The sequence below is a fragment of the Kribbella aluminosa genome (genome assembly GCF_017876295.1).
Taxonomy (GTDB): Bacteria; Actinomycetota; Actinomycetes; order Propionibacteriales; family Kribbellaceae; genus Kribbella; species Kribbella aluminosa.
Window position 1 is genome coordinate 3,936,436 of sequence record NZ_JAGINT010000002.1, and the last position, 20,918, is coordinate 3,957,353.

Here is a 20,918-nt window from a genome sequence, read left to right on the forward strand (position 1 = left end):
TGAGTCCGGCTTACAGGTTCCGCGAAGTGGCCGCGATCGCCAGGTCGGTGAGCGCCTTGCGGGCGGTGTCGTCGGCCAGCGGCGCCCGGTCGAGGGCGTCCAGCGCGTCCTCGGTGCGATCGGTGATCAGCTCCTCGCAGGCCTGGACGGCGCGGGAGTCCTGAAGGATCTCGCGGAGCAGCTGGATCTCGTCGTCGTCCAGGTCCGGACGCCCGAACAGCCGGTTGAACTCGGTCAGCTGGATCTCCGACGCGTGGTCGACGGCGTACGCGATCAGCACCGTCCGCTTGCCCTCGCGCAGGTCGTCCCCGGCCGGCTTCCCGGTGAGTGCCGGGTCGCCGAACACCCCGAGCAGGTCGTCCCGGAGCTGGAACGCCTCGCCGAGCGGCAGCCCGTAGCCGGACAGCGACGCGACCAGCCGGTCGTCCCCACCCGCCAGTGCGGCGCCGATGTGCAGCGGCCGCTCGATCGTGTACGTCGCCGACTTGTACCGCAGAACCCGCAGGGCGAGGTCCATGTCGGACTCGCCGCTGGCCTGCGCGACGAGGTCGAGGTACTGCCCGGCGGTCACCTCGACGCGTACTGCGTCGAAGTACTGCTCGGCCCGGGCCAGCGCCGCCGCGTCGAAGCCGGACGTGTGCAGCAGCTCGTCGGCCCAGATTAGGCACAGGTCGCCGAGCAGGATCGCGGCGCCGACCCCGAAACCGACCGGGTCACCGCCGCGCCCGGTCTTCTCGGCACGCTCGCGCTGCAGTGCTTCGAAGCGCCGGTGAGCGGCCGGCGCGCCCCGGCGTACGTCGGAGGAATCCATCACGTCGTCGTGCACCAGAGCACTGACGTGCAGCATCTCCAGGCTCGCCGCGGCGGTCAGGATCGGCAGCTCCGGATCACCGCCGGCGGCCCGGTAACCCCAGTAGCAGAACGACGGCCGCAGCCGCTTCCCGCCGCTGGTCGCGTCGCGCGCCGCCTGTACCTGCTCGGTCAGCTCCGGCCCGATCGCCGCCAGCCGCTGCTCCTGCCGGTCGAGGAACTCACTCAGCGCCTGCTGGATCCCGGCCGGAACGTCCACGTCATCCACGTCTCGGAGCGTAGTCGGTGGGCAGACGGCCAGGTTCACCGCGGGTAACCTGAGGCGCATGGCGAACGGACTTCCCTCGACGCTTCCCGGCGGTGCGCCGACGATCCGTGAACTGCTCGCGTCCGGGGAGCGGTCCTTCTCGTTCGAGTTCTTCCCACCGAAGACGCCCGAGGCGGAGGAGGTGCTGTGGCGCTCGATCCGCGAGATCGAGCAGCTCCGGCCGACGTTCGTCTCGATCACGTACGGCGCCGGCGGCAGCACCCGGGACGGCACCATCCGGGTCACCGAGCGGGTCGCGCAGGACACCTCGCTGACACCGCTCGGGCACCTGACCTGTGTCGCGCACTCCCGCGACGAGCTCCGCTCGGTGATCGGTGCGTACGCCGGATCCGGCGTCCGGAACATGCTCGCGCTCCGCGGCGACCCGCCGGGCGGGCCGAGCCAGCCGTGGGTCGCGCATCCCGACGGGCTGAACCACGCGATCGAGCTGGTCGAGCTGATCCGTTCGCTCGGCGACTTCTGCGTCGGCGTCGCCGCCTTCCCGGACAAGCATCCGGAGGCGGTCTCGCGGGAGGCCGACGCGCAGGTGCTGGCCGCGAAGGCACAGGCCGGTGCGGACTATGCCATCACCCAGATGTTCTTCGGCGCCGACGACTACTTCCGGCTGGTCGACCGGGCGGCCGCGCTCGGCTGCGACATCCCGGTGCTGCCCGGCATCATGCCGGTGACGAACATCAAGCAGATCCAGCGGATGGCCGAGCTCACCGGCATGGCGCTGCCGGCGCCCGTCACCGACCGGCTGCACGCGGTCGAGGACGATCCGGCCGCGGTCCGCGAGGCCGGCATCGAGATCGCCACCGAGCTGTGCGAGCGCCTGCTCGCCGGCGGCGCACCCGGCATTCATTTCATTACCTTGAACAGATCCACCGCGACACGACAGGTCTTCCTCAACCTGCGCAGCTCCGTCGTATCCTGACGCAATGGCTGACCCGTCGGACCTGTTGATCGACCGAACTCTCGTCCTGCTCCGGCACGCGAAGGCAGTGCCGCCGGAGACCAATCCGGAGCTGCCGGACCTCGAACGCCCGCTCGCCGAGCGCGGCCGTGCGGACGCGAGCGCGGCCGGCCGGCACCTCGTTGCCCAGGGCATCGAACCGGACCTGGTGCTGTGCTCGCCGTCGAAGCGCACCCGGGAGACCTGGAAGGTCGTCGCCGAGGCCGGCGTCACCGCCAAGGACGTCTGGTACGACAAGCGGATGTACAACGCCGACACCGACGCCCTGCTGGACGTCATCCACGAGGCCCCGGCGGAGGCCCGCACTGTCGTCGTGGTCGGGCACGCGCCGGGCATCCCGTGGCTGGCCGACGAGCTCGCGCTGGACGGCACCAGCCCGGAGCGGATCGAGCTCACCCAGAAGTATCCGACCACCGGACTCGCGATCCTGCACCTCACCACCCGCTGGGCCGACCTCGCCGCGAACGAGGCCGACCTCGTGGAGTACGTCGTACCGCGCGCCTAGTTGGGGGCCGGGCAGTTGCCGTCCGCCGGTAGCTGCCCGGTCAGCAGGTACTTCTCCGCCTTGCCGTCGACACACGGATTGTTCGAGAACAAGTACGACGCGTGGTTGCCGCCGTCGTCGGTGAGCAGCCGGGAGCCGGTGAGTACCGCCCGCATCCGGCGCGCGCCGAGCAGCGGCGTCGCCGGGTCGTAACGGCTCTGCAGGAGCAGGACCGGTACGGCGGACCGGATAGGCGCCTGCTTCACCGGGGCGACCGGCCAGAACGCACACGGCGCGCTGTACCACGTGTTCATCCAAGCGAACTGCGGTGCGCGCCGATCGGCGACCGTGGTGTCCCAGTGCCACGCGTGCCAGCTCCGCGGCCAGCCGGGGTCCGTGCAGTTGTAAGCGAGCAGCCCTGGGTCCACCGACTGCAACGCGAACTGGTCCGTGATCGACAGCAGCCCGGACGGGTCACCGTGCCGGTACTGAACCAGCGCGTCGGCCAGCGACGACCACAGGTCGTCCGTGTAGAGCGCAGACGCGAGCATGTCGTCCAGCTCGGCCGCACCGGCCCGTCCACCGGCCGGCTTCTTCGCCAGGTCGCCACGCGCCTTCTGCCACACGGTCGCGACAGCCTTCGCCGTCGTACCCAGGTGGTACGTCTTGTTCTGCCCTGCGATCCACCCGAACATCTGACCGGCCCGTGCCTGGAAAGCAGGGTCTTGCTCGTACGTCGTCCGGTACGTCGACACCAGCGGGTCGACCACGCTGTTCAGGATCATCCGCCCGGTGTGCTGCGGGAACAGCGTCGCGTACGTCGCTCCGAGCTTGGTGCCGTACGAATAGCCCAGGTAGTCGAGCTTGTCGCGGCCGAGCGCGATCCGGATCCGGTCCATGTCGCGGGCGGCGTTCTCGGTGGTGATGTACGGCAGCAGGTCCTTGGCGTCGCGGCCGCACTGCTGTGCGATCTGCTTGGCCTGCTGCACGCGCTGCTGTTCCTCCTGCGCGTTCGCCGGCTTGTAGGGGAGCGCGGGGTGCTTGACCAGTTTGCTGGTGTCACCACAGCTCACTGGCGTACTGTCCCCGACGCCGCGCGGGTCGAAGCTGAACACGGCGTACTGCTCGGCCACCTTCTCCGGCAGCGCTGCGTTCACCATCTGCTCCAGGCCGATCCCTGGCGCGCCCGGGCCGCCCGGGTTGACCAGCAGGGCATGCGGTGCGGACAGGCTGCCGACTCCGGAGATGGTCAGCGTGATCTGCTTCCCGTTCGGCTTCGCGTAGTCGAGTGGGACCTTGATCGTCGCGCAGGACACCTGCCGGAACGCCCCGGAGTCGGGTGGGCACTCGCCCCATTTCAGCTTCGGTGCGGCAACTGCGGGCGCAGTGAGTTGCGCGGCCATCGCTACGACAGCGACGGCCACGCCCAGAACCTTGGTCAAAGCGCTACTTCCTGGTGCGTCAGGAGTCGCGGGCGGGCAACCAATGGGTAGTGCTGTTGATGGTAATCAAACGTTGGGTCGCCCGGGTCAGTACGACATACAGCGCGCGCACACCGCCCAGGGTGTCGCTGACGATCCGGTCCGGCTCGACCACCACGACACCGTCGTACTCCAGGCCCTTCGAGTCCAAGGGGCTGACGGCAACCACCCGCGGATCGCCGAGCTCGGCCAGCACCGGGTCGACCGCCGGCCGGAGCGCCGGCGGCACGATGACGCCGACGGTGCCCTCGACCAGCTGCAGCAGCTCCACGGCCGCGTCGCCGGCCGCCTCCGCGACCTTGCCCGCGTCGAATACCCGGTGCTCCGGGCCCACCCCGGTACTGCGGACCGCCTTCGGCAGGTCGGCGTCCGGGATCGACTGCCGGATCACCTCACCGGCGAACGCGTAGATCTCGGCCGAGTTCCGGTAGTTGGTGGACAGCCGGAAGGAGTGCCGCTGCAGGTGCGACAGCATCGAGTCCATCGCGGCCTGCGCCTCGGCCGGGTCCCGCCAGGAGCTCTGCGCCAGGTCGCCGACGATCGTCCAGCTGGCCTGCGGGCCGCGCCGGGTGACCATCCGCCACTGCATGGGGGAGAGGTCCTGCGCCTCGTCGACCAGGACGTGCGCGTACTCCTCCGGCTCCTCCGCCTCGCGGGCAGCCGCGGCCCGGGCTCGACGCTCGGAGCTGGTCAGCACCTCGTTGACGCCGTCGGTCAGCCCTTCCAGCCAGTCGAACTCCTCGTCGGTGTTCTCCACGACCGGCGGCCGGCCCAGGATCGTCGTCAGCTCGTCCAGGAGCGCCACGTCCGCGACGGTGAACTCCTCCGTCGTACGGATCGCGGTGGCGAGGGCGTCGACCTCCCTCGGGGTCAGCTCGTTGCGGGCCCAGCGCTGCAGGCGGCGCGGGTCGCCGAGCCAGCGCAGTACCGACTCGGCGGTCAGCACCGGCCACCACTGGCTGAAGAACGTCCGGAACGCGGGGGTGTCGGTGATGCGGTCACCGAACGCCTCGCGGTCGCCCAGCGGCCCGTTCCGCAGATCCTCCGGGAACCGCTGCCAGAGCGCGGCGATCAGACCCTTACGCGCCTCGGCGGCCGCGCGGTTCCGAGCAGTACGCCGGAGCGCGTTGCGGCGGACGTTGTCGAGCTGGTTCGCGTCCAGCTCGACCGTCGCACCGCCAAGGAACACCCGGAACGTCGTCGGCGCGTTCGGCACCCGGTCGCGGGCAGCGCGGGACAGCACGCCGCGCATCCGCAGCGAGCCCTTGACCGCGGCCGCCGCGGCGCTGTCGACAGCAGTCGCCTTCACCCCGTCGACCAGCTCACCGACGGCCCGCAGCGAGACCGTGTTCTCGCCGAGGCTCGGCAGCACCCGCTCGATGTACGCCATGAAGGCGGCCGACGGTCCGACCACCAGGACGCCGCCGCGCTCGAAGCGCCGGCGGTCGCTGTAGAGCAGGTACGCCGCGCGGTGCAGCGCGACCACGGTCTTGCCGGTACCGGGACCGCCGCCGATGACCGTGACGCCACGGGCCGGTGCCCGGATCGCCTCGTCCTGCTCGGCCTGGATGGTGGCGACGATGTCCCGCATCGTGTGCCCGCGGGCCCGCGACAGCGACGCCATCAGCGCGCCCTCGCCCATCACCAGCAGGTCCTCCGGCGCGCGTTCCGGTGCCAGCAGGTCGTCCTCGAGGCCGGCGATCCGGGCGCCCTTGTTCCGCAGCACGCGGCGCCGGACGACCTTCTGCCGGTCGGTCGGGGTGGCCCGGTAGAACGGCTCGGCGGCAGGCGCCCGCCAGTCGATCACGAGCGGTTCGTACTCCGCGTCGCGGACGCCGATCCGCCCGACGTACAGCTTGTCGAGGTCGGCCGCGGACGCGGCGGCCGGCTGGTCGTCGCCCCGGTCGGAGTCGAGCCGGCCGAACACCAGGCCCTCGTGCTCCGCGTCCAGCTCGGCGATCCGGCGGGCGGCCGCGAACACCAGCACGTCCCGCTCGTACAGACCGGTCTGCTCCTCGTCGCGGACACGGCCGACGTTCTGCGCCTGGCCACGCTGGTGACCTTCGACCGCGATCCGGGACGCGGACCGGGCGGCTTCTTCGACCCGGCCGTACACCCGGTCGACGTGTTGTTGCTCAGCCGCCAGCTCAGCCCGCTCCACCTTGTCGTGGTTGTCGTGATCGGCCGTTGTGGGGGTTTGATCCACCGAGGTCCTCTCTACCGCCGGGCTCAGTTCCCGACTCAGCCCGACTCAGAACACAGGAACAACCAATCTTAGTTGCCCTGGTCGTTCAACCCCACAGCGGTCTCAGGCCTTCCCGATGGCGTCCGCCACAATCGCGGCGCCGAGCGTGGTCGCGGGCACACCGGAGCCCGGGTGAGCGCCCGCTCCGACGCAGTACAGGCCCTTCACCGGCGACACGTTGGAGGCCCGGCGGCGGGCGGTCTTGTAGCCCTCCCAGGCGACACCGGCCCACCAGGACGGCGACGTCTGCCGGGAGACCACGTTCTCGCGGACAGGCAGGCCACGGGCGACCAGGAGGTCCAGTACGTCGTCGGTCGGGTACCCGTGGACCAGCACGGACCACGCCTGGTGACCGGCCGGCGCCGTACCGCCTGTCCGTACGACGACAGTCGGCGTACCGTGCAGCACGGTCTCGAACGGGAGCTCCGGCACCGGGTCCTTGAGCCCCAGGTGTACGACGTACGCCGCCTGGGCCTGGTGTGTCGACAGGATCCGCTTGCGCGCCTTCTTGGCGGCCGGGTCGTCCAGCAGGGACTCGTAGAGCACCCGTGGGTCGATGTCGGTCACCACGATGTCCGCGCGTACCTCCTCGCCGTCCGACAGCCGTACGCCGGTGACTGCGCCGTCGGCGGTGTTGACCGCCACGACCTCGGCACTGGTCCGTACGGTGATCTTGCGCTCGCCGGCACGCTGCACCAGCGCGTCGGCCAGGGCACCGAAACCGCCGTCGATCGTCCAGCGGCCGAACGTGCGCTCCAGGTACGACCAGACGCCGACGTACCCGGGCGTCAGGCCGGCGTCCGAACCACCCTGGGCTGCGAAGTGCCGCAGTACCGCACGAGCGCGGTCGTCGGTCAGCTCCCGCTGTGCGACCTTCTCCAGCGACTGCCAAGGCTTGAGCGCGCGGATGGTCTTGATCGGCAGCTTGTCCTCGAGCGGTGGCTCCAGCGAGGTCTTCCGAAGCAGTTGCCACGTGTCGCCGTACGCGTCGACCAGCTTGGTCCACTGCGCGGCCACAGGTGCACCTGCCAGGTCCGTCCACGCCTCCTCCTGCGCACCGCGGTCGCTGACCGGCAGGTCGAGTACGGAGCCGTCGGAGAACATGTGGCGACGTGGCTCGGTCACCGGCTCCAGCTGGACGAGGCTCTCGATGGGGCGCCCGCTCTTACGGAACAGGTCGCGCAGGGCAGCCGGGAGCGTCGTACTGGCAGCTCCTGCGTCCCAGGTGAAGCCGTCGGCGTCTACGCGACCCAGCACACCGCCCAGGTGCTCGTCGCGTTCGCAGATGGTCACCTGGTGGCCGAGCTTCGCCAGCCGCACAGCACTCGCAAGACCGGCCAGACCGGCCCCGACCACAATCACATCAGCCACTGCTGTTCCCACGTTTCTCTCGCCACGCCTTGAACCTGACATACCCGCGCCGGATCAGCCTGAACGCGAAGTACACCGCGATCAGCCCGAGGATCAGCAGCACGCCGGCGATGATCAGCGCGGCCTCGGGATGGAACGCGGCCAGCGAGACCACACCGGCGACCGCGACATCCTCTCCCGACGACGCGGCGATGTTCGTGATCGGCTCGGGGGAGGTGTTGATCGCGAGCCGCAGACTCGACTTCACAGCGTGCGAGAGCAGCGCCACCAGACCGCCGGTGGTCGCGATCACGGCCTGGTGCAGCGTGCTCGCCTGACCGGACATCAGCGCGGCCAGGATCGCGCCGATGGCCGGCCGGATCACGGTCGAGATCGCGTCCCACGCGGAGTCGACGTACGGGATCTTGTCGGCCACGAACTCGAACGCGAACAGCACACCCGCGGCGATCAGCACCGGCGTCGTGGTCAGTGCGTGCGGCACCTCGCCGGCGCCGGCGAAGCGGCCCAGCAGACCCAGGACCAGCACGCAGGCATAGGCGTTCACCCCACTGGCCCAGCCTGTCGTCACCGCCAGCGGCAGCGCTTCCATCGTGGTACTCCGTAACCGTCGGTACCCGGCATGTTTTCGTCAGTATCGAACCCGTCGACGTGAGTTTTGGTTAACCGTTGACATCCGCGACGGGCCGACTCACAGTGACTAGGCTGCCAGTCTGTGTGACCGGCACCCCGCCCACGGGTTCAGGAGATCATCATGCTGCGTCGTCCGAAGATTCTTGCCGCACTCGCTGCGGTAGCGCTGCCGACCGCACTGGTCGGCGTGTCGTTGGGAAGTCCACCAGCCGAGGCGTCACAGCCGCCTGCGCCGACCAGTGCGAGCGCCAGGGGTATGTCGGCGTACGGCGCCGCCGCTGCGAAGTACGGCGTACCGGAGCAGGTGCTGCTGGCCGTGTCGTACGCGGAGTCCCGGTGGGACGACCACGCCGGCGCGCCGAGCACCACCGGTGGGTACGGCCCGATGCACCTCACCGGCCTCGGCGCCTCCGAGGTCGCCGACCTGTCCGGAAAGCAGAAGGTGGCCACGGCCGAGTCCCTGCAGACGCTCAAGAAGGCGTCCGAGCTGACCGGCCTCGACCAGTCTACGCTGCGCACCGACACGACCGCCAACATCGACGGCGGCGCCGCGGTGCTCGCGTCGTACCAGAAGTCGCTCGGCCTGCCGACCGGCGCGAACACCTCCGCCGCCGACTGGTACGGCGCGGTGGCGTCGTACGCCGAGGCCGGGGACAAGGTCGGCGCGGGCGGCTTCGCCGACGACGTCTACTCGATCCTGGCGAAGGGCGCCGCCCGGACCACCAACACCGGCCAGCAGATCGTGATGCCGGCGCTCGCGGTGAAGCCGGACAAGTCCCAGCTGAGCAAGCTGTCGCTGCCGGCCGGCGTACAACCGTCCAAGTCGAACGTGGAGTGCCCCGCGTCGCTCGGCTGCGAGTGGCTGCCGGCGCCGTACTCCGAGTTCGGCACGGCGGGCGACTACGGCAACCACGACCTCGCCAACCGGCCGAAGACCGGCAAGATCAACTACATCGTCATCCACGACACCGAGGGCACCTGGCAGGGCGTGCTGAACCTGGTGCAGGACCCGACGTACGTGAGCTGGAACTACACGATGCGCTCGTCGGACGGCCACGTCTGGCAGCACGTGAAGGCCAAGGACGTCGCCTGGCACGCCGGCAACTGGTACGTGAACATGCACAGCATCGGCATCGAGCACGAGGGCTTCGCGCCGCAGGGCGCCACCTGGTTCACCGAGTCGCTCTACCGCAACTCGGCCAAGCTGGTGCGCTACCTGGCCGTGAAGAACAACATCCCGCTCGACCGTGCGCACATCATCGGCCACGACCAGGTGCCGGGCACGGTCCCGTCCACGGTCGCCGGCATGCACTGGGACCCGGGACCGTACTGGGACTGGGAGCACTACTTCGACCTGCTCGGCGCGCCGATCTGGGGCAAGTCCGTGCTGCCGGTGAAGGCCGGGTCGGTCGTCACGATCAAGCCGGGCTTCGCGGGCAACGTCCAGGTCGTCAGCAACTGCGACGCCCCGGGTACGCCGTGCAAGCCACAGGCCACTAACTTCGTGTACCTGCGCCAGGCGCCGGACGACAACGCCCCGCTGGTCAAGGACATCGGCCTGCACAAGGACGGCTCGGACGGTACGACGGACGTGGCCGACATGGGCTCCCGGGCGGCGGCCGGCTCGCAGTACGTCGTAGCGGAGCGGCAGGGTGACTGGGTGGCTGTCTGGTACCTCGGGGCGAAGGGCTGGTTCAAGAGCCCGGTCTCCGCGCCGGACGCGTTCGCCAAGCCCAGCCTGGTCGTGAAGCCGAAGGCGGGCCGTACGTCGGTGCCGGTGTATGGACGGGCGTACCCGGAGCAGGCGGCGTACCCGGCCGGGATCCCTTACCAGACGGTGACTCCGCTGCAGTACACGATCGGCGCGGGCCAGGCCTACCCGGTCGCTGACCTGCGCATCGAGACCGACTACTACCGGGCTGTCACGTTCAACGGTCAGGCGCCGGCGGACCACGTACAGGTGCTCGGCAAGGACAGGTACTACGAGATCTGGTTCGGCCACCGGATGGCATACGTCCGGGCTGCCGACGTAGACGTACGGCCGGCCGTCTAGGCTGCCGCACGTGATCGACGAAGCCGTCCAGCCGTTGCTGGACGGCTTCGTTACGTCTGTACGGACTGTCGCCGACGTCCGGGCCGTCTGGCTGCACGGGTCGCTGGCGCTGGGGGACTACCAGCTGGGCCGCAGCGACCTGGACGTGATCGTCGTCGTGTCCGGGCCGCCGCCGCCCTCCGTCGCCGAGGTACACCAGGAGCTGATCCGGTCGGACCCGCTGGCCGCCAAGCTGCACTGCTCGTACATGACGGACCTCGCGGACCTGTCCGTGCGGCACCCGACGTTCGCCCAGCAGCGGTACTTCGACCGGCCGGTGACGCCGGTGACCCGCCGGGAGCTTGCCATCGGCAACCGATCGCTCTACGGGCCGCCGCCGGCCGAACTGCTCCCGCCGGTGTCCGACGAGGAGCTGTTCGAGTTCGTCCGCCGGGACCTGCGCGACTTCTGGCTGCCGGCCGCGCGGAAGCGGGAACGGTGGTACCGCGACATCTGGGTCGACCTGAGTCTGCTCACGATCGCTCGGGCGCACGTGACGCTGGCGACCGGAGACCTGATCACCAAGCGGGCCGCGCTCGACATCCTGCCGCGGCTCGGGGCGCCCGCGGACGTCGTCGAGGACATCCGCCGGCGCCGGTACGGGCCGGAGTTCCGGATCGGGCCGTGGTGGCGGCACACCCGCGCCGGGCTGACCCGGCGCTTCGTGCGGACCGCGATACCCACGGTCCTGGGTCAACAGCTCAGTTGACGGTGATCTCGGTGCCGCCGGTGAGCTTCAGCAGCTCGTCGTAGCTGGTCGGGAAGACCGAGTGCGGGATGCCCGCCGCGGCCCAGATCACGTCGTACTGCGCCAGCGCGGTGTCGACGTACGTCGGGACCCGGCCCGGGTGCCCGACCGGGGCGACGCCGCCGATCGACTGGCCGGTGTGCTCCTTGACGAACTCCGGGGTGGCCCGCTTCAGCTTCCCGATCCCGAGCCCGGCGGCCACCTTCGCGGTGTCCACGCGGTGCGCGCCCGAGGTGAGGATCAGCACCGGGGCGCCGTCGCCGCTGAAGATCAGGCTGTTCGCGATCGCGCCGACCTCGCAGCCGAGCTCCGCCGCCGCGGCCGCCGCGGTCGGCACCGCCTCGTCCAGGATCACGATCTCTCCGGTGGCACCGGCCGCCTGCAGCGCGTCGGCCACCTTCTGCACATTGGGATGACTGCTCACCCTGGTGAGCTTAGGCGCCCTGTCATCCGGGTTTCGGGCCCCGTCCGAAACCGGCTTTCCGAAAACTGTCGGTGGCCCCCGGCACGATGAAGTCATGGAGACCGGAACCGTGCCCAGCATGCCCGCCCCCGCGGTCGCGGCTGCCCGCGTCCCGGTCCCCGGCGCGCCGGCACCGGTTCCCGTTGACGACTGCCGGCAGGCGACGATACGCTTCCAGTGTTCGAACAGATGTTCGATTGCCTCGGACCCGGCTTCGTCGGGAGGCCGGACCGGGGTGGACCGGACAGCTGGACGACTCCGGTGCGGAGTTGCGGCCGCATCGGAATCCGGTGGTCCCGGCGGGCCGGGCACCGGGGTGGACCTCGACCCCCACCCCGGGCTCACCCGCCGGGCCGCCGACCAGGGACCGGCCGTTCAGCAGGGCGTGGAACACAGGAGGCGATGGAGCATGTGGGAGTTCGACGACGCCGTCGAGGTGCACTCGGTGCCCGTGGACGGCGTGCAGATCCCCGACCAGTTCCTCTGGCGCGGCCGGCTCTGGCGGGTCCGCGCGGTCCGCTCGCAGTGGACCGAGACCGCCGCCTGGTGGGAGCGCGGCGTGATCGGCACCGGCCGGATCCACGACCCGCTGGCCTCCACCCGCCCGGCGTCCGACGGCGACTCGCTGGCGCGGATCGACGCGGCCACGGTCGCGGAGGTCTGCTCGGCGGCCGTCGGCGTGCTGGACGCGGAGTGGGGTCCGGAGCGCTCGGTGTTCCGGGTGGAAGCCGGCTGCGGCCGGTTCGGACGGCAGGAGATGTTCGATCTCGCCCACGACCCGCACTCGGGCCGCTGGCAACTGGAGAGGGTGACCGACCGATGACAGTTTCACCGGTATCGCCGGCTGCGGCCGGTGCGGCCAGCCGCGAGCTGTTCCGTGCCCGGGCCGCGCTGGCCGAGGCGACCGAGACCACCGACCACCTGATCCGCTACTCGAGCGCGCACATCGCGGCGCTCCGGGTCGCGGCCGCGGTCCTCGCCGTCCGCGCCCGCCCGGTGCGCTCGGGCAGCCGCCGCCGGGTGCAGCGCAACGCCTGGGTGCTGCTCGCCGAGGTCGCGCCGGAGTTCGGCGAGTGGGCCACGTTCTTCGCCGCCGGGGCCGCCCAGCGCGCGGCTGCCGAGGCCGGGCTGGCGCGCGCCGTCAGCACCCGCGAGGCCGACGACCTGGTCCGCGCGGTCGACACGTTCTACACCCAGGTGGAAGCGAGCCTGCGGCTGTCCACCAGCCCGGTGCTCACCGCGACCACCGACCCGCAGTCCGTCCTCACCCAGTCCTGGATGCAGGCGAGCTGACCAACCCGTAGTTGAGGAGATCCCGACCGTGAGCGAAACCACGAGAGGCCTGGGCAAGGACCTGTGCGCTCGCGTCCATGCCGTTACCGGCGACGAGTGCTACCTGCCGGACACCCACTACCCCCGTCCGCACCAGTCCCTGTCCGGCGTCTCGTGGCACGACGGCCTCTGCACCCGGTGCGCCGGCTCCGGCCTGCACGCCGACGGCCTCTGCCCAGCCTGCAACGGCACGTCGTTCGAGCCCCTCACCATTTAAGGTCGGCGGGGTGACTGGACTTCCGGTACTGGATGGTGAGGAGCAGCGGGTTCTCGGGAGCTTGCTGGAGAAGCAGTTGACCGTGCCGGCGTCGTACCCGTTGACGGCGAACGCGTTGCGGATGGCCTGCAACCAGGCCAGCAATCGCGAGCCGGTCGTGGACTACGACCAGGGCGCCGTCGAGCGGGTCGCCCGCGGACTGCGGGATCGCGAGCTGCTGCGGATCGTCTGGGTCGACATCGGCCGCCGGACGCTGAAGTACCACCAGATCCTGGACGAGACACTCGGACTCGGCGAGGACGAGCGAGCGCTGATCACCGTGCTGCTGCTCCGCGGCGCGCAGGCGCCGGGGGAGTTGCGGACCCGGACCGAGCGGCTGCACCGGTTCGAGGACCGCTCCGCCGTCGAGGCCTGCCTGCAACGGATGGCCGCGCGTCCCGAGCCACTCGTCCGCGAGCTCGAACGCCGCGCCGGTCAGCACGATCGCCGCTGGATCCACCTGCTCGGCCCGGTGCCCGAGGCGGAAGCCGTCGCCACGGTGGAGCCGGTCGACCGCGACACGGTGATCGCCGACGGCACGGCGGCCCGTGACGAGCGGGTGCGTTCGGCGTACGACGCGGTGGCGACGGCGTACGCGGACGAGCTGCTGGACGAGCTCGACGGGCTGCCGTTCGAACGTTGGCTGCTCGACCGGGTGATCGCCGACGCCAACGGCCGCCCGGTCGTCGAGGTCGGCGCCGGGCCTGGGCACGTGACGGCGTACCTCGCCGACCGGGACGCGGACGCGACCGGCGTCGACCTGTCGCCGGAGATGGTTGCCGAGGCACGCCGACGGTTCCCGCGGCTCAGGTTCGAGGTCGGCGACCTGCGGCGGCTCGGTCGCCCGCCGGCCAGTCCCGGCTGGGCGGCGGTGCTCGCGTGGTACTCGCTGATCCACCTCGCCGCCTCGGAGTTGCCGGAAACGATCGTCGCGCTGACCCGCCCGCTGGACCCCGGCGGCCTGCTGGTGCTCGCGCTGCACGCCGGCGACGAGGTCCGCCACGTCGACGAGTTCCTGGGCCACGAGGTCAGCCTCGACTACGTCCTGCACAACCCCACCCAACTGGTCCACCTGCTCGAAGCCGCCGGCCTGACCGACATCGAGTGGTACCTCCGTGGCGCGATCGCACCCCGCGCCGAATCCACCAACCGCCTGTACGTCGTGGCCCGTACGCCGTCCTGATCGTCGCGTGCCAGTAGGGTGTGGCGCGGCGGTGTGCACTGAGCTGGAGGGTTGATGGTGGAGCGGCGGCGGCGTGGGGTACGGACGGCGTTGGTCGGCGAGGCGCTGCGGGTTGCGCTGGCGGCGCGGGAGCGGACCGATCCGGGTGCCGGCCTGGACATCGTCGACCTCGGCGGCGGGACCGGTGGGTTCGCGGTGCCGCTGGCGGTCGAGGGGCACCGGGTGACGGTCGTCGACCCGAGCCCCGACGCGCTCGCCTCGCTCGAACGCCGGGCCCGCGACGAAGGCGTCAGCGAACTCGTGCGCGGCGTCCAGGGTGATGCCGCGGAGCTGCTGGGTCTGACCGGGGAGTCGACCGCGGACGCCGTCCTGTGCCACGGGGTGCTGGAGGTCGTCGACGACCCGGTGCAGGCTCTGCAGGCGATGGCGTCGGTGCTGCGGGAGGGCGGCGTACTGAGCCTGCTCGTTGCCCAGCGCAACGCTGTCGTGCTCGCCCGGGCACTCGCCGGGCACCTGGCCGAGGCGCGGATCGCGCTACAGGACCCCGACGGGCGCTGGGGCGTCACCGATCCGATGCCGCGCCGGTTCGACGAGGCCGGGATCACGGCGCAGCTGGCCGACGCCGGGTTCATGGTGCACACGGTGCACGGTGTCCGGACGTTCGCCGACCTGGTGCCGTCGGCGTTCGTCGACTCGGAGCCGGGCGCGGCCGATTCGCTGGCCGAGCTCGAGCGGGCGGCGAGCCAGCACCCGGCGTTCCGCGCGCTGGCCACCCAGCTGCACATCCTCGCCACCCGCTGAGCGGTTGTAACGCAGAGTGATGGCGGCGGCACCTCGCGCGGGCAGTTGCGCGACCGTGACGCGCTGGACAGGCGGTCAGGGTTTCGTGTGGCGCGGGCGCGGCCTAGACTGGAGGCGGCCTATCGAGATCGCGCTCATCATGGAGGGATCGACGGTGCCCCTCTCGGAAGAAGAGCAGCGCCAGTTCGAGCAGCTCGAACGTGCCCTTGCTGCGGAAGACCCGAAGTTCGTTTCCGCCATGCGTGGGACCAATGTGCGCTTGTATTACCGCCGCCGGGCAGTGCTCGCCGGCGTTGGATTCGTGCTGGGCATCGTGGTGCTGATGACCGGCGCAATTCTGCCGAACACCGTCATCGGAGTCATCGGCTTCGTGATGATGGTGGCCTGTCTGTACGTCGCAGCGCTGAGCATGAAGCGGATCAGCAACGCGGGAGAGTCCGACGACATCCCGCCGCCTCCGCCGGCGAAGCGCCACCGGACCAAGCACGAGTCGTCCGGCACGTTCATGGAGCGCATGGAGGACCGCTGGCGCCGCCGCCGCGAGGAAGACCTCTGACGGCCCCCACCACCTGACTTCCGGCCACACCCGCGCCCCCACGGGCCGGGTGTGGCCGTTTATGCAGTGCGCTTCCGGAGGAGCAGGGAGCGGAGCCGGGCCAGCAGCAGGTCGAACTCGTCCAGCAGGTCGGACGCCTCGGCGGTGCCGCGGCTCAGGTACCACCGCCAGGACGGCGGCAGCAACCGTGCCCGCCACCGGCGCCGGGTGGGCGCCTGCACCCATAGAGCCTGCCGTACGGCGGCCGTGTCGTCGCGGAGGTCCAGTTCGAGGTTCGAGTCGCCGGCGTACCGGAGTGCCTCGATGCCGCGGGCCAGCCGGCGCGCCGCCGGGTGGGTCTCCTCCGGGAGCTTCGACACCAGCCACTGACCGGACTGGCGCGGCGTCGAGATGTCCGACCAGTCGAGGTGCAGGTCCCGCGCGGTGTCCCGGACCTCCGCCCACAACCCTTCGGCCCCGGCCCGTCCCGGCGGGCGCAGGTACCGTCGCCGGCGGGTGAGCGTCCGGACCAGCCACGGGATGCAGATCAGCAGGATGACGCCGAGCACACCGGCGATCGCCTGCCCGCCGCCGTTGCGGAACCAGTTGCCGCTGCCGATCGCCGTACCGGTCTGGTCCGGCAGGTTCGGGTCGTGCCGCGGCTTGTCGATCGGCGCGGTCTGCTTGCCGCCCGGTGTCGCCGGCTCGCTGGTCGTCGGCGTGGTGGGGGTGGTCGTGGTCCCGCTCGCGGGGACGGTCCAGCCTGGCGTGGTCGCCACCCGGGCGGACGGCGTCGGCTCGAACCGGACCCAGCCGGTGCCCTGGAAGTACAGCTCCGGCCAGGCGTGCATGTCGTGCATCCGGACCGTGTACTCGCCGTCCTTGCCGGCCGTCCCGGGCAGGAACCCGATGCCGACCCGGGCCGGGATCCCGAGGATCCGGGACATCAGCGCCATCCCGGTCGCGAACTGCTCGCAGTACCCGGACTTGCTGGTCAGCAGGAAGTCCTCGAGCGCGGCCATCCCGCTGCCCTTGACGTTCTGCGTGCTGTACGTGAACCCGCCGCCGGTACGGAACCAGTCCTGCAGCAGCACGGCGGCCTCGAACTTGTTGTCCTTCGCATCCGCCGTCACCCGGTAGGCCAGCTGCTTGATGCTCTCCGGCGTCGTCTCCGGTACGACCATCGTGTACCGGTCGGGAGCGCTGGTGGTGATCGAGTCGTGCAACTGCTCCGGCGTCGGCTGTAGGTCGTACGACGTGAGCCTGTACTCCTTGCCCGCGGCGATGCTGCCGTCGTTGGACATCACGTCCAGTGCGCCGGGGTCGTAGCTCCAGCCCTGCCTGAGCGAGATCGAGTGCAGCGGGTAGGGGACCGGGACGAGCTGCGAGCGGAGGTCCCGGGTGACGCTGATGTCCATCGTGGTCTGCGGGACGTTCGACAGGTCGCCGGTGAAACCGGGCGGCGGCGTCAGGTCGCCGTTCAGCTTGTTCTCCTGGCCGCGGGGCGCGATCTGCCAGGTGTTGCCGTCGAACAGGTCGAGCGCGGTGAGCCGCAGGTAGCTGCCGCCGGACGGGCCGCCCTTGTAGGTCAGCGCGACCACGTTCTCGCCGCGCTTGAGGTTGCGGCCCATGTCGAGCATCGGGTTGGTCGACGAGATCGACGCGCCGGTCCCGGTGCCGGAACTGCCGCCTGCCAGGCCGTTGCCGAGCACACCTTCCGGCAACGCGGGCAGCAACGCGGGCAGCAGCGCGGCGATCGCGACCACGGTCAGCCCGATCCGGCGGCCGGCCTGACCGAGCGCCGACGCCTCCACGGGCTCGGCCGCGTCCAGGTGCGAGACGCCCGAGATCCGCCGGCCCCAGCGACTCAGCCGGCTCCGTCCCTCCGAGGACAGCAGCACGATGTAGCCGATCGCCGGCGGGATGAACAGCAGCCACGGCAGCCCGCCGTGCACGGTCGCGGCCGGCACCGTGTACATGATCAGCAGCAGCAGGCCGGACCACGCCGCCTGCCGGAGCTGGACCGCGATCACGTGGATCAGGAACCCGGTCACCGAGATCACGGTCACCGCGAACAGCGTCAGGTGCGGGTCCTGCGGCAGCGGCGCGCTGAACCGGTTGATCGAGTCCATCGCGTCGACCAGCTGCGAGTTGAACTCGATCGCCGTCGCCTTCCACGGGAACAGCCCGAACTTCATCGTGCTGTGCAGGAAGAACAGCGAGAGCAGCTCGGTCAGCACCAGCAGCTGGACGATCGGTACGACGACCCGCGGGATGCGCAGGTTCTGCAGCAGGACGCCGACGCCGGTGATCAGCGCACACAGGAACGCACTGACGAACACGAACGGCCCGGAGAATACCGGCGTCAGCACCAGCGACCCGAGCGCGGTCGCGCCCCACGCGGCAATGGAGATCCTTGCGTGACCGGTCATCGGGCCTCCCGGCCTGGACTGAGGAGCGGAGGGAGCGAAGCGACCGGAGCGACGAGGGAAGGCCGGGAGCAACAGCCCGATGACCTGCCGCGACGGAGTCGGGGCATATGTGCTGTCATGCGATACGTCCGCTCCTCAGGCCCAGGCCTGACCACACAGTGGGGAGGTGGTCGCCGCGGCGGACTCTGGCTACTCGCCAGCCGTTGCGGCGGAGTTCGTTGTCGGTGGCGTCCGTGGCCGCGGTCAGGCGGGCCGCCTTCTCGGTCGCCTCGGCGCCGACCGCCCAGCTGGCCGCGTCCAGCACCAGCGCGACACCGGTCGCCTGGCTGGTCCGCCACCGGTTCAGGGCGATGACGTCATCGATGCTGCAGGCGCCCAGGACGGCGATCACCAGGCTCGGCTCCTGCGCGTGCCGGTCGACGCTCAGCAGCGGACCGAGCTCGGCGTACTTGTGCTCCTCGACGGTCGCGCACTCGGTCAGCAACTGCTGCTGGCTGAGCGGCTGGTGGACCGCGGCGGACGTCCGGTGCGTGATCGCGGACAGCGTGGTCGGCCCGCCGAGCATCGTGGTGACGTACCCGCGGCGCAACCGGTCGATGCCGATCGACGCGACCGCGCTGACCGCCCACTCCAGACTCGACGACGGCCCGTGCCCGTGGTGCGAGATCATCCGTGCGTCCAGGAACAGCGAGCACCGGCTCTGCCACGGCTGCTCCTCGCGGCGGACCATCAGCTCGCCGCGGCGCGCGGTCGACCGCCAGTGCACCCGCCGCAGGTCGTCGCCGTCGCGGTACTCGCGGACGGTCGCGTCCTCTTCACCGGCAGCTGCGATCGCCCGCGGCCGGTTCTCGCCGGAGCCGGCCCGGTCAGCGCCCAGCCGTACTTCGGGAAGCTTGTAGACCCGCGGCGTCACCAGCAGGTGCTGGCTGCGGGTGAACGTCCGGCTCGTCTCCACCAGCCCGAACGGGTCCGCGACCGTCAGCATCAACGGCCCGACCTGGAACAGCCCGCGGACGTCGGACTTGACCGGGTACGTGACGGTACGGCGCCAGTTCGGGCTGACCCGGTCGACGACGAACCGCGGCCGGTGGCCCAGTACGTAAGGAATCCGGTCCTCGAGCAGCAGCAGCCCCGCGGGCATCCGGCCCTGGTTGCTCAGCGTCAGCTCGACCGTCGCCTGCGTTCCGACCGGGACCTGGTCCGGCGCGAGGCTGCGGCGTACCTGCAACCGCAGCCGCGTCCGGCCGACGACCAGCGCTGCCACCACCGGCAGCGCGGCCAGCAGGATGCCGACGCGCAGCAGGTCCTTCTGGCCGAGCAGCAACGCGCACAGCGACGCAGTGATCCCGGCAGCGACGAACGCCCGCCCTCTGGTGGTCAGTCCGCGCAGTGCCTGCCGCATGTCTCAGTCCCGACGACTACGGGGGAGCGGCACGCTGGCCACCAGCCCGGCGATGATGTCGGCCGCGCCGCGCCCACCGAGATGCGCCTCGGCCGCCGGCAGCACGCGGTGCGCCAGCACCGGTACCGCCAGTTCCTGGATGTCGTCCGGCAGCACGAACTCGCGGGCGTCGAGAGCAGCCGCCGCCCGCGCCGCCCGGACCAGGTGCAGCGTCGACCGCGGGCTGGCCCCCAGCCGGAGCTCCTGCGAGCGGCGGGTCGCGCCGACCAGCGCCACGGCGTACTCCTTCACCGACTCCGACACGTGCACCGACTGCACGGTCTTGACCAGCCGGAGGATCTGCTGGCCGTCCGTGACCGGCTGCAGGATCGCCAGCGGGTCGTCGGCCGCGTGCCCGTCCAGCATCCGCAGCTCGGCGGCCGGCTCCGGGTAGCCCATCGACACCCGCGCCATGAACCGGTCGCGCTGTGCCTCGGGCAGCGGGTACGTGCCCTCCATCTCGATCGGGTTCTGCGTCGCGATCACCATGAACGGCGCTTCCAGGCTGTACGTCGTGGTGTCGACGGTGACCTGGCGCTCCTCCATCGACTCCAGCAGCGCGGCCTGGGTCTTCGGCGAGGCCCGGTTGATCTCGTCACCGACCACGATGTTCGCGAACACCGCGCCCGGCTTGAACTCGAAGTCGCGGATCTCCTGGTTGAAGACCGAGACGCCGGTGATGTCCGACGGCAGCAGGTCCGGCGTGAACTGGATCCGCCGCACGGTGCAGTCGATCGACTTCGCCAGCGCCTTGGCCAGCATCGTCTTGCCGACGCCCGGCACGTCCTCGATCAGCAGGTGCCCCTCGGCCAGCAGAACCGTGATGGCGACCTCGATGACGTCGGGTTTGCCCTCGATCACCTGCTCCATGGCCCGGCGGACGCGGCCCGCGACCTCGGACAGCTCGTCGAAGTCCCCGGCTCCTGCCAGCGGCGAGCTGGTCGCGGTGGTGCTCACTCCGATGCCTCCCCATTCGTTGACTGCCGACACATTCTCACCCGCTGTAGGGGTCTGGCCCAGTCCGGGCCGATATTCGTTACCTGGAGTTTCGGTGTTCATCGGCGCACGCCCTTACGGCGGGTCGGTCTCGGTGCGAGACAAATGGCGGTCCTCCCAGCGTACGGGGACGGAAGAAGCGTGCGGGGCGTACGACGCCACGAATCGGTACCTGGTTCACGGCTCGTCACAACGAATGGTTCATCGCCTACCTGCCGACCGTCCTCCACTTTCCTCCACCGGGTCCTCCATTCCGCTCCACACGCCGGTTCGGGAGGGCAGTTGAGGCGGCAGCGACACGCGGGTGCCGAGCGTGGATTCAGGCGGCACGGAGG

At 70.8% G+C, this 20,918-nt stretch carries 19 protein-coding genes; 10 read left to right on the plus strand and 9 right to left on the minus strand.

The window, feature by feature from the left end:
* Positions 1-10 precede the first annotated feature (10 nt).
* Entirely contained in the window at positions 11-1,078 is a 1,068-nt protein-coding gene (locus tag JOF29_RS39860) for a polyprenyl synthetase family protein (RefSeq protein ID WP_307863931.1), read from the minus strand.
* Between the two features lie 58 nt (positions 1,079-1,136).
* On the opposite strand from JOF29_RS39860, the gene metF reads away from it, so the two are divergent.
* Positions 1,137-2,054 (plus strand): methylenetetrahydrofolate reductase [NAD(P)H], encoded by a 918-nt coding sequence (metF, locus tag JOF29_RS39865; protein ID WP_209699476.1) that lies wholly within the window; start codon positions 1,137-1,139, stop codon positions 2,052-2,054.
* A gap of 4 nt (positions 2,055-2,058) precedes the next feature.
* Positions 2,059-2,598: a SixA phosphatase family protein gene (locus JOF29_RS39870; RefSeq protein ID WP_209699477.1), complete on the plus strand. Its 540-nt coding sequence runs from the start codon at positions 2,059-2,061 to the stop codon at positions 2,596-2,598.
* Here JOF29_RS39870 and JOF29_RS39875 read toward each other — a convergent pair.
* The 4 genes from JOF29_RS39875 to JOF29_RS39890 form a co-directional block, all read right to left on the minus strand.
* Positions 2,595-4,001 (minus strand): alpha/beta hydrolase, encoded by a 1,407-nt coding sequence (locus JOF29_RS39875; protein ID WP_209699478.1) that lies wholly within the window; start codon positions 3,999-4,001, stop codon positions 2,595-2,597. The genes JOF29_RS39870 and JOF29_RS39875 overlap by 4 nt on opposite strands.
* A 37-nt stretch (positions 4,002-4,038) precedes the next feature.
* Positions 4,039-6,264 carry a HelD family protein gene (locus tag JOF29_RS39880; RefSeq protein WP_209699479.1) on the minus strand — a complete coding sequence of 742 codons (2,226 nt, stop codon included), beginning with the start codon at positions 6,262-6,264 and terminating at the stop codon, positions 4,039-4,041.
* Positions 6,265-6,366: 102 nt separating this feature from the next.
* Positions 6,367-7,674, minus strand: a complete 1,308-nt coding sequence (locus JOF29_RS39885; protein ID WP_209699480.1) for a phytoene desaturase family protein — start codon at positions 7,672-7,674, stop codon at positions 6,367-6,369.
* A complete protein-coding gene (locus JOF29_RS39890) occupies positions 7,667-8,263 on the minus strand; it encodes a DUF4126 domain-containing protein (protein WP_209699481.1) in 597 nt (198 codons plus the stop codon). The genes JOF29_RS39885 and JOF29_RS39890 overlap by 8 nt, the downstream gene beginning before the upstream one ends.
* A gap of 162 nt (positions 8,264-8,425) precedes the next feature.
* Here JOF29_RS39890 and JOF29_RS39895 point away from each other — a divergent pair, with 162 nt between their 5' ends.
* Together JOF29_RS39895 and JOF29_RS39900 are read left to right on the plus strand one after the other, a co-directional pair.
* Positions 8,426-10,357: an N-acetylmuramoyl-L-alanine amidase gene (locus JOF29_RS39895; protein WP_209699482.1), complete on the plus strand. Its 1,932-nt coding sequence runs from the start codon at positions 8,426-8,428 to the stop codon at positions 10,355-10,357.
* Positions 10,358-10,367: 10 nt separating this feature from the next.
* Positions 10,368-11,105, plus strand: a complete 738-nt coding sequence (locus JOF29_RS39900) for a nucleotidyltransferase domain-containing protein (RefSeq protein WP_209699483.1) — start codon at positions 10,368-10,370, stop codon at positions 11,103-11,105.
* Here JOF29_RS39900 and JOF29_RS39905 read toward each other — a convergent pair.
* Complete coding sequence (locus JOF29_RS39905) at positions 11,098-11,568, minus strand: YbaK/EbsC family protein (protein WP_209699484.1); 471 nt, start codon at positions 11,566-11,568, stop codon at positions 11,098-11,100. The two genes, JOF29_RS39900 and JOF29_RS39905, sit on opposite strands and share 8 nt — an antisense overlap.
* A 448-nt stretch (positions 11,569-12,016) precedes the next feature.
* Between JOF29_RS39905 and JOF29_RS39910 the strand changes: the two genes are divergently transcribed.
* From JOF29_RS39910 to JOF29_RS39935, 6 genes are read left to right on the plus strand one after another with little or no spacing between them, the layout of a single operon-like run.
* Positions 12,017-12,430 (plus strand): DUF6504 family protein, encoded by a 414-nt coding sequence (locus tag JOF29_RS39910; protein ID WP_209699485.1) that lies wholly within the window; start codon positions 12,017-12,019, stop codon positions 12,428-12,430.
* A complete protein-coding gene (locus tag JOF29_RS39915; RefSeq protein ID WP_209699486.1) occupies positions 12,427-12,900 on the plus strand; it encodes an SAV_6107 family HEPN domain-containing protein in 474 nt (157 codons plus the stop codon). The genes JOF29_RS39910 and JOF29_RS39915 overlap by 4 nt, the downstream gene beginning before the upstream one ends.
* A 28-nt stretch (positions 12,901-12,928) precedes the next feature.
* A complete protein-coding gene (locus JOF29_RS39920) occupies positions 12,929-13,156 on the plus strand; it encodes a hypothetical protein (protein WP_209699487.1) in 228 nt (75 codons plus the stop codon).
* Positions 13,157-13,166: 10 nt separating this feature from the next.
* Positions 13,167-14,378, plus strand: coding sequence for a DUF480 domain-containing protein (locus tag JOF29_RS39925; RefSeq protein ID WP_209699488.1), 1,212 nt, complete (start codon positions 13,167-13,169; stop codon positions 14,376-14,378).
* Between the two features lie 54 nt (positions 14,379-14,432).
* Complete coding sequence (locus JOF29_RS39930) at positions 14,433-15,179, plus strand: methyltransferase domain-containing protein (protein ID WP_209699489.1); 747 nt, start codon at positions 14,433-14,435, stop codon at positions 15,177-15,179.
* Positions 15,180-15,198: 19 nt separating this feature from the next.
* On the plus strand, positions 15,199-15,735 hold the full coding sequence (locus JOF29_RS39935) for an SCO2097 family morphological protein (RefSeq protein WP_245359893.1): 537 nt from the start codon (positions 15,199-15,201) through the stop codon (positions 15,733-15,735).
* 59 nt (positions 15,736-15,794) lie between these two features.
* On the opposite strand, the gene JOF29_RS39940 is transcribed toward JOF29_RS39935, so the two are convergent.
* From JOF29_RS39940 to JOF29_RS39950, 3 genes are all read right to left on the minus strand, one after another.
* Positions 15,795-18,146 carry a transglutaminase TgpA family protein gene (locus JOF29_RS39940; RefSeq protein WP_209699490.1) on the minus strand — a complete coding sequence of 784 codons (2,352 nt, stop codon included), beginning with the start codon at positions 18,144-18,146 and terminating at the stop codon, positions 15,795-15,797.
* A gap of 115 nt (positions 18,147-18,261) precedes the next feature.
* Positions 18,262-19,548 carry a DUF58 domain-containing protein gene (locus JOF29_RS39945; protein WP_209699491.1) on the minus strand — a complete coding sequence of 429 codons (1,287 nt, stop codon included), beginning with the start codon at positions 19,546-19,548 and terminating at the stop codon, positions 18,262-18,264.
* 3 nt (positions 19,549-19,551) lie between these two features.
* Positions 19,552-20,490 carry an AAA family ATPase gene (locus JOF29_RS39950; protein WP_372446431.1) on the minus strand — a complete coding sequence of 313 codons (939 nt, stop codon included), beginning with the start codon at positions 20,488-20,490 and terminating at the stop codon, positions 19,552-19,554.
* Between the last annotated feature and the right edge of the window lie 428 nt (positions 20,491-20,918).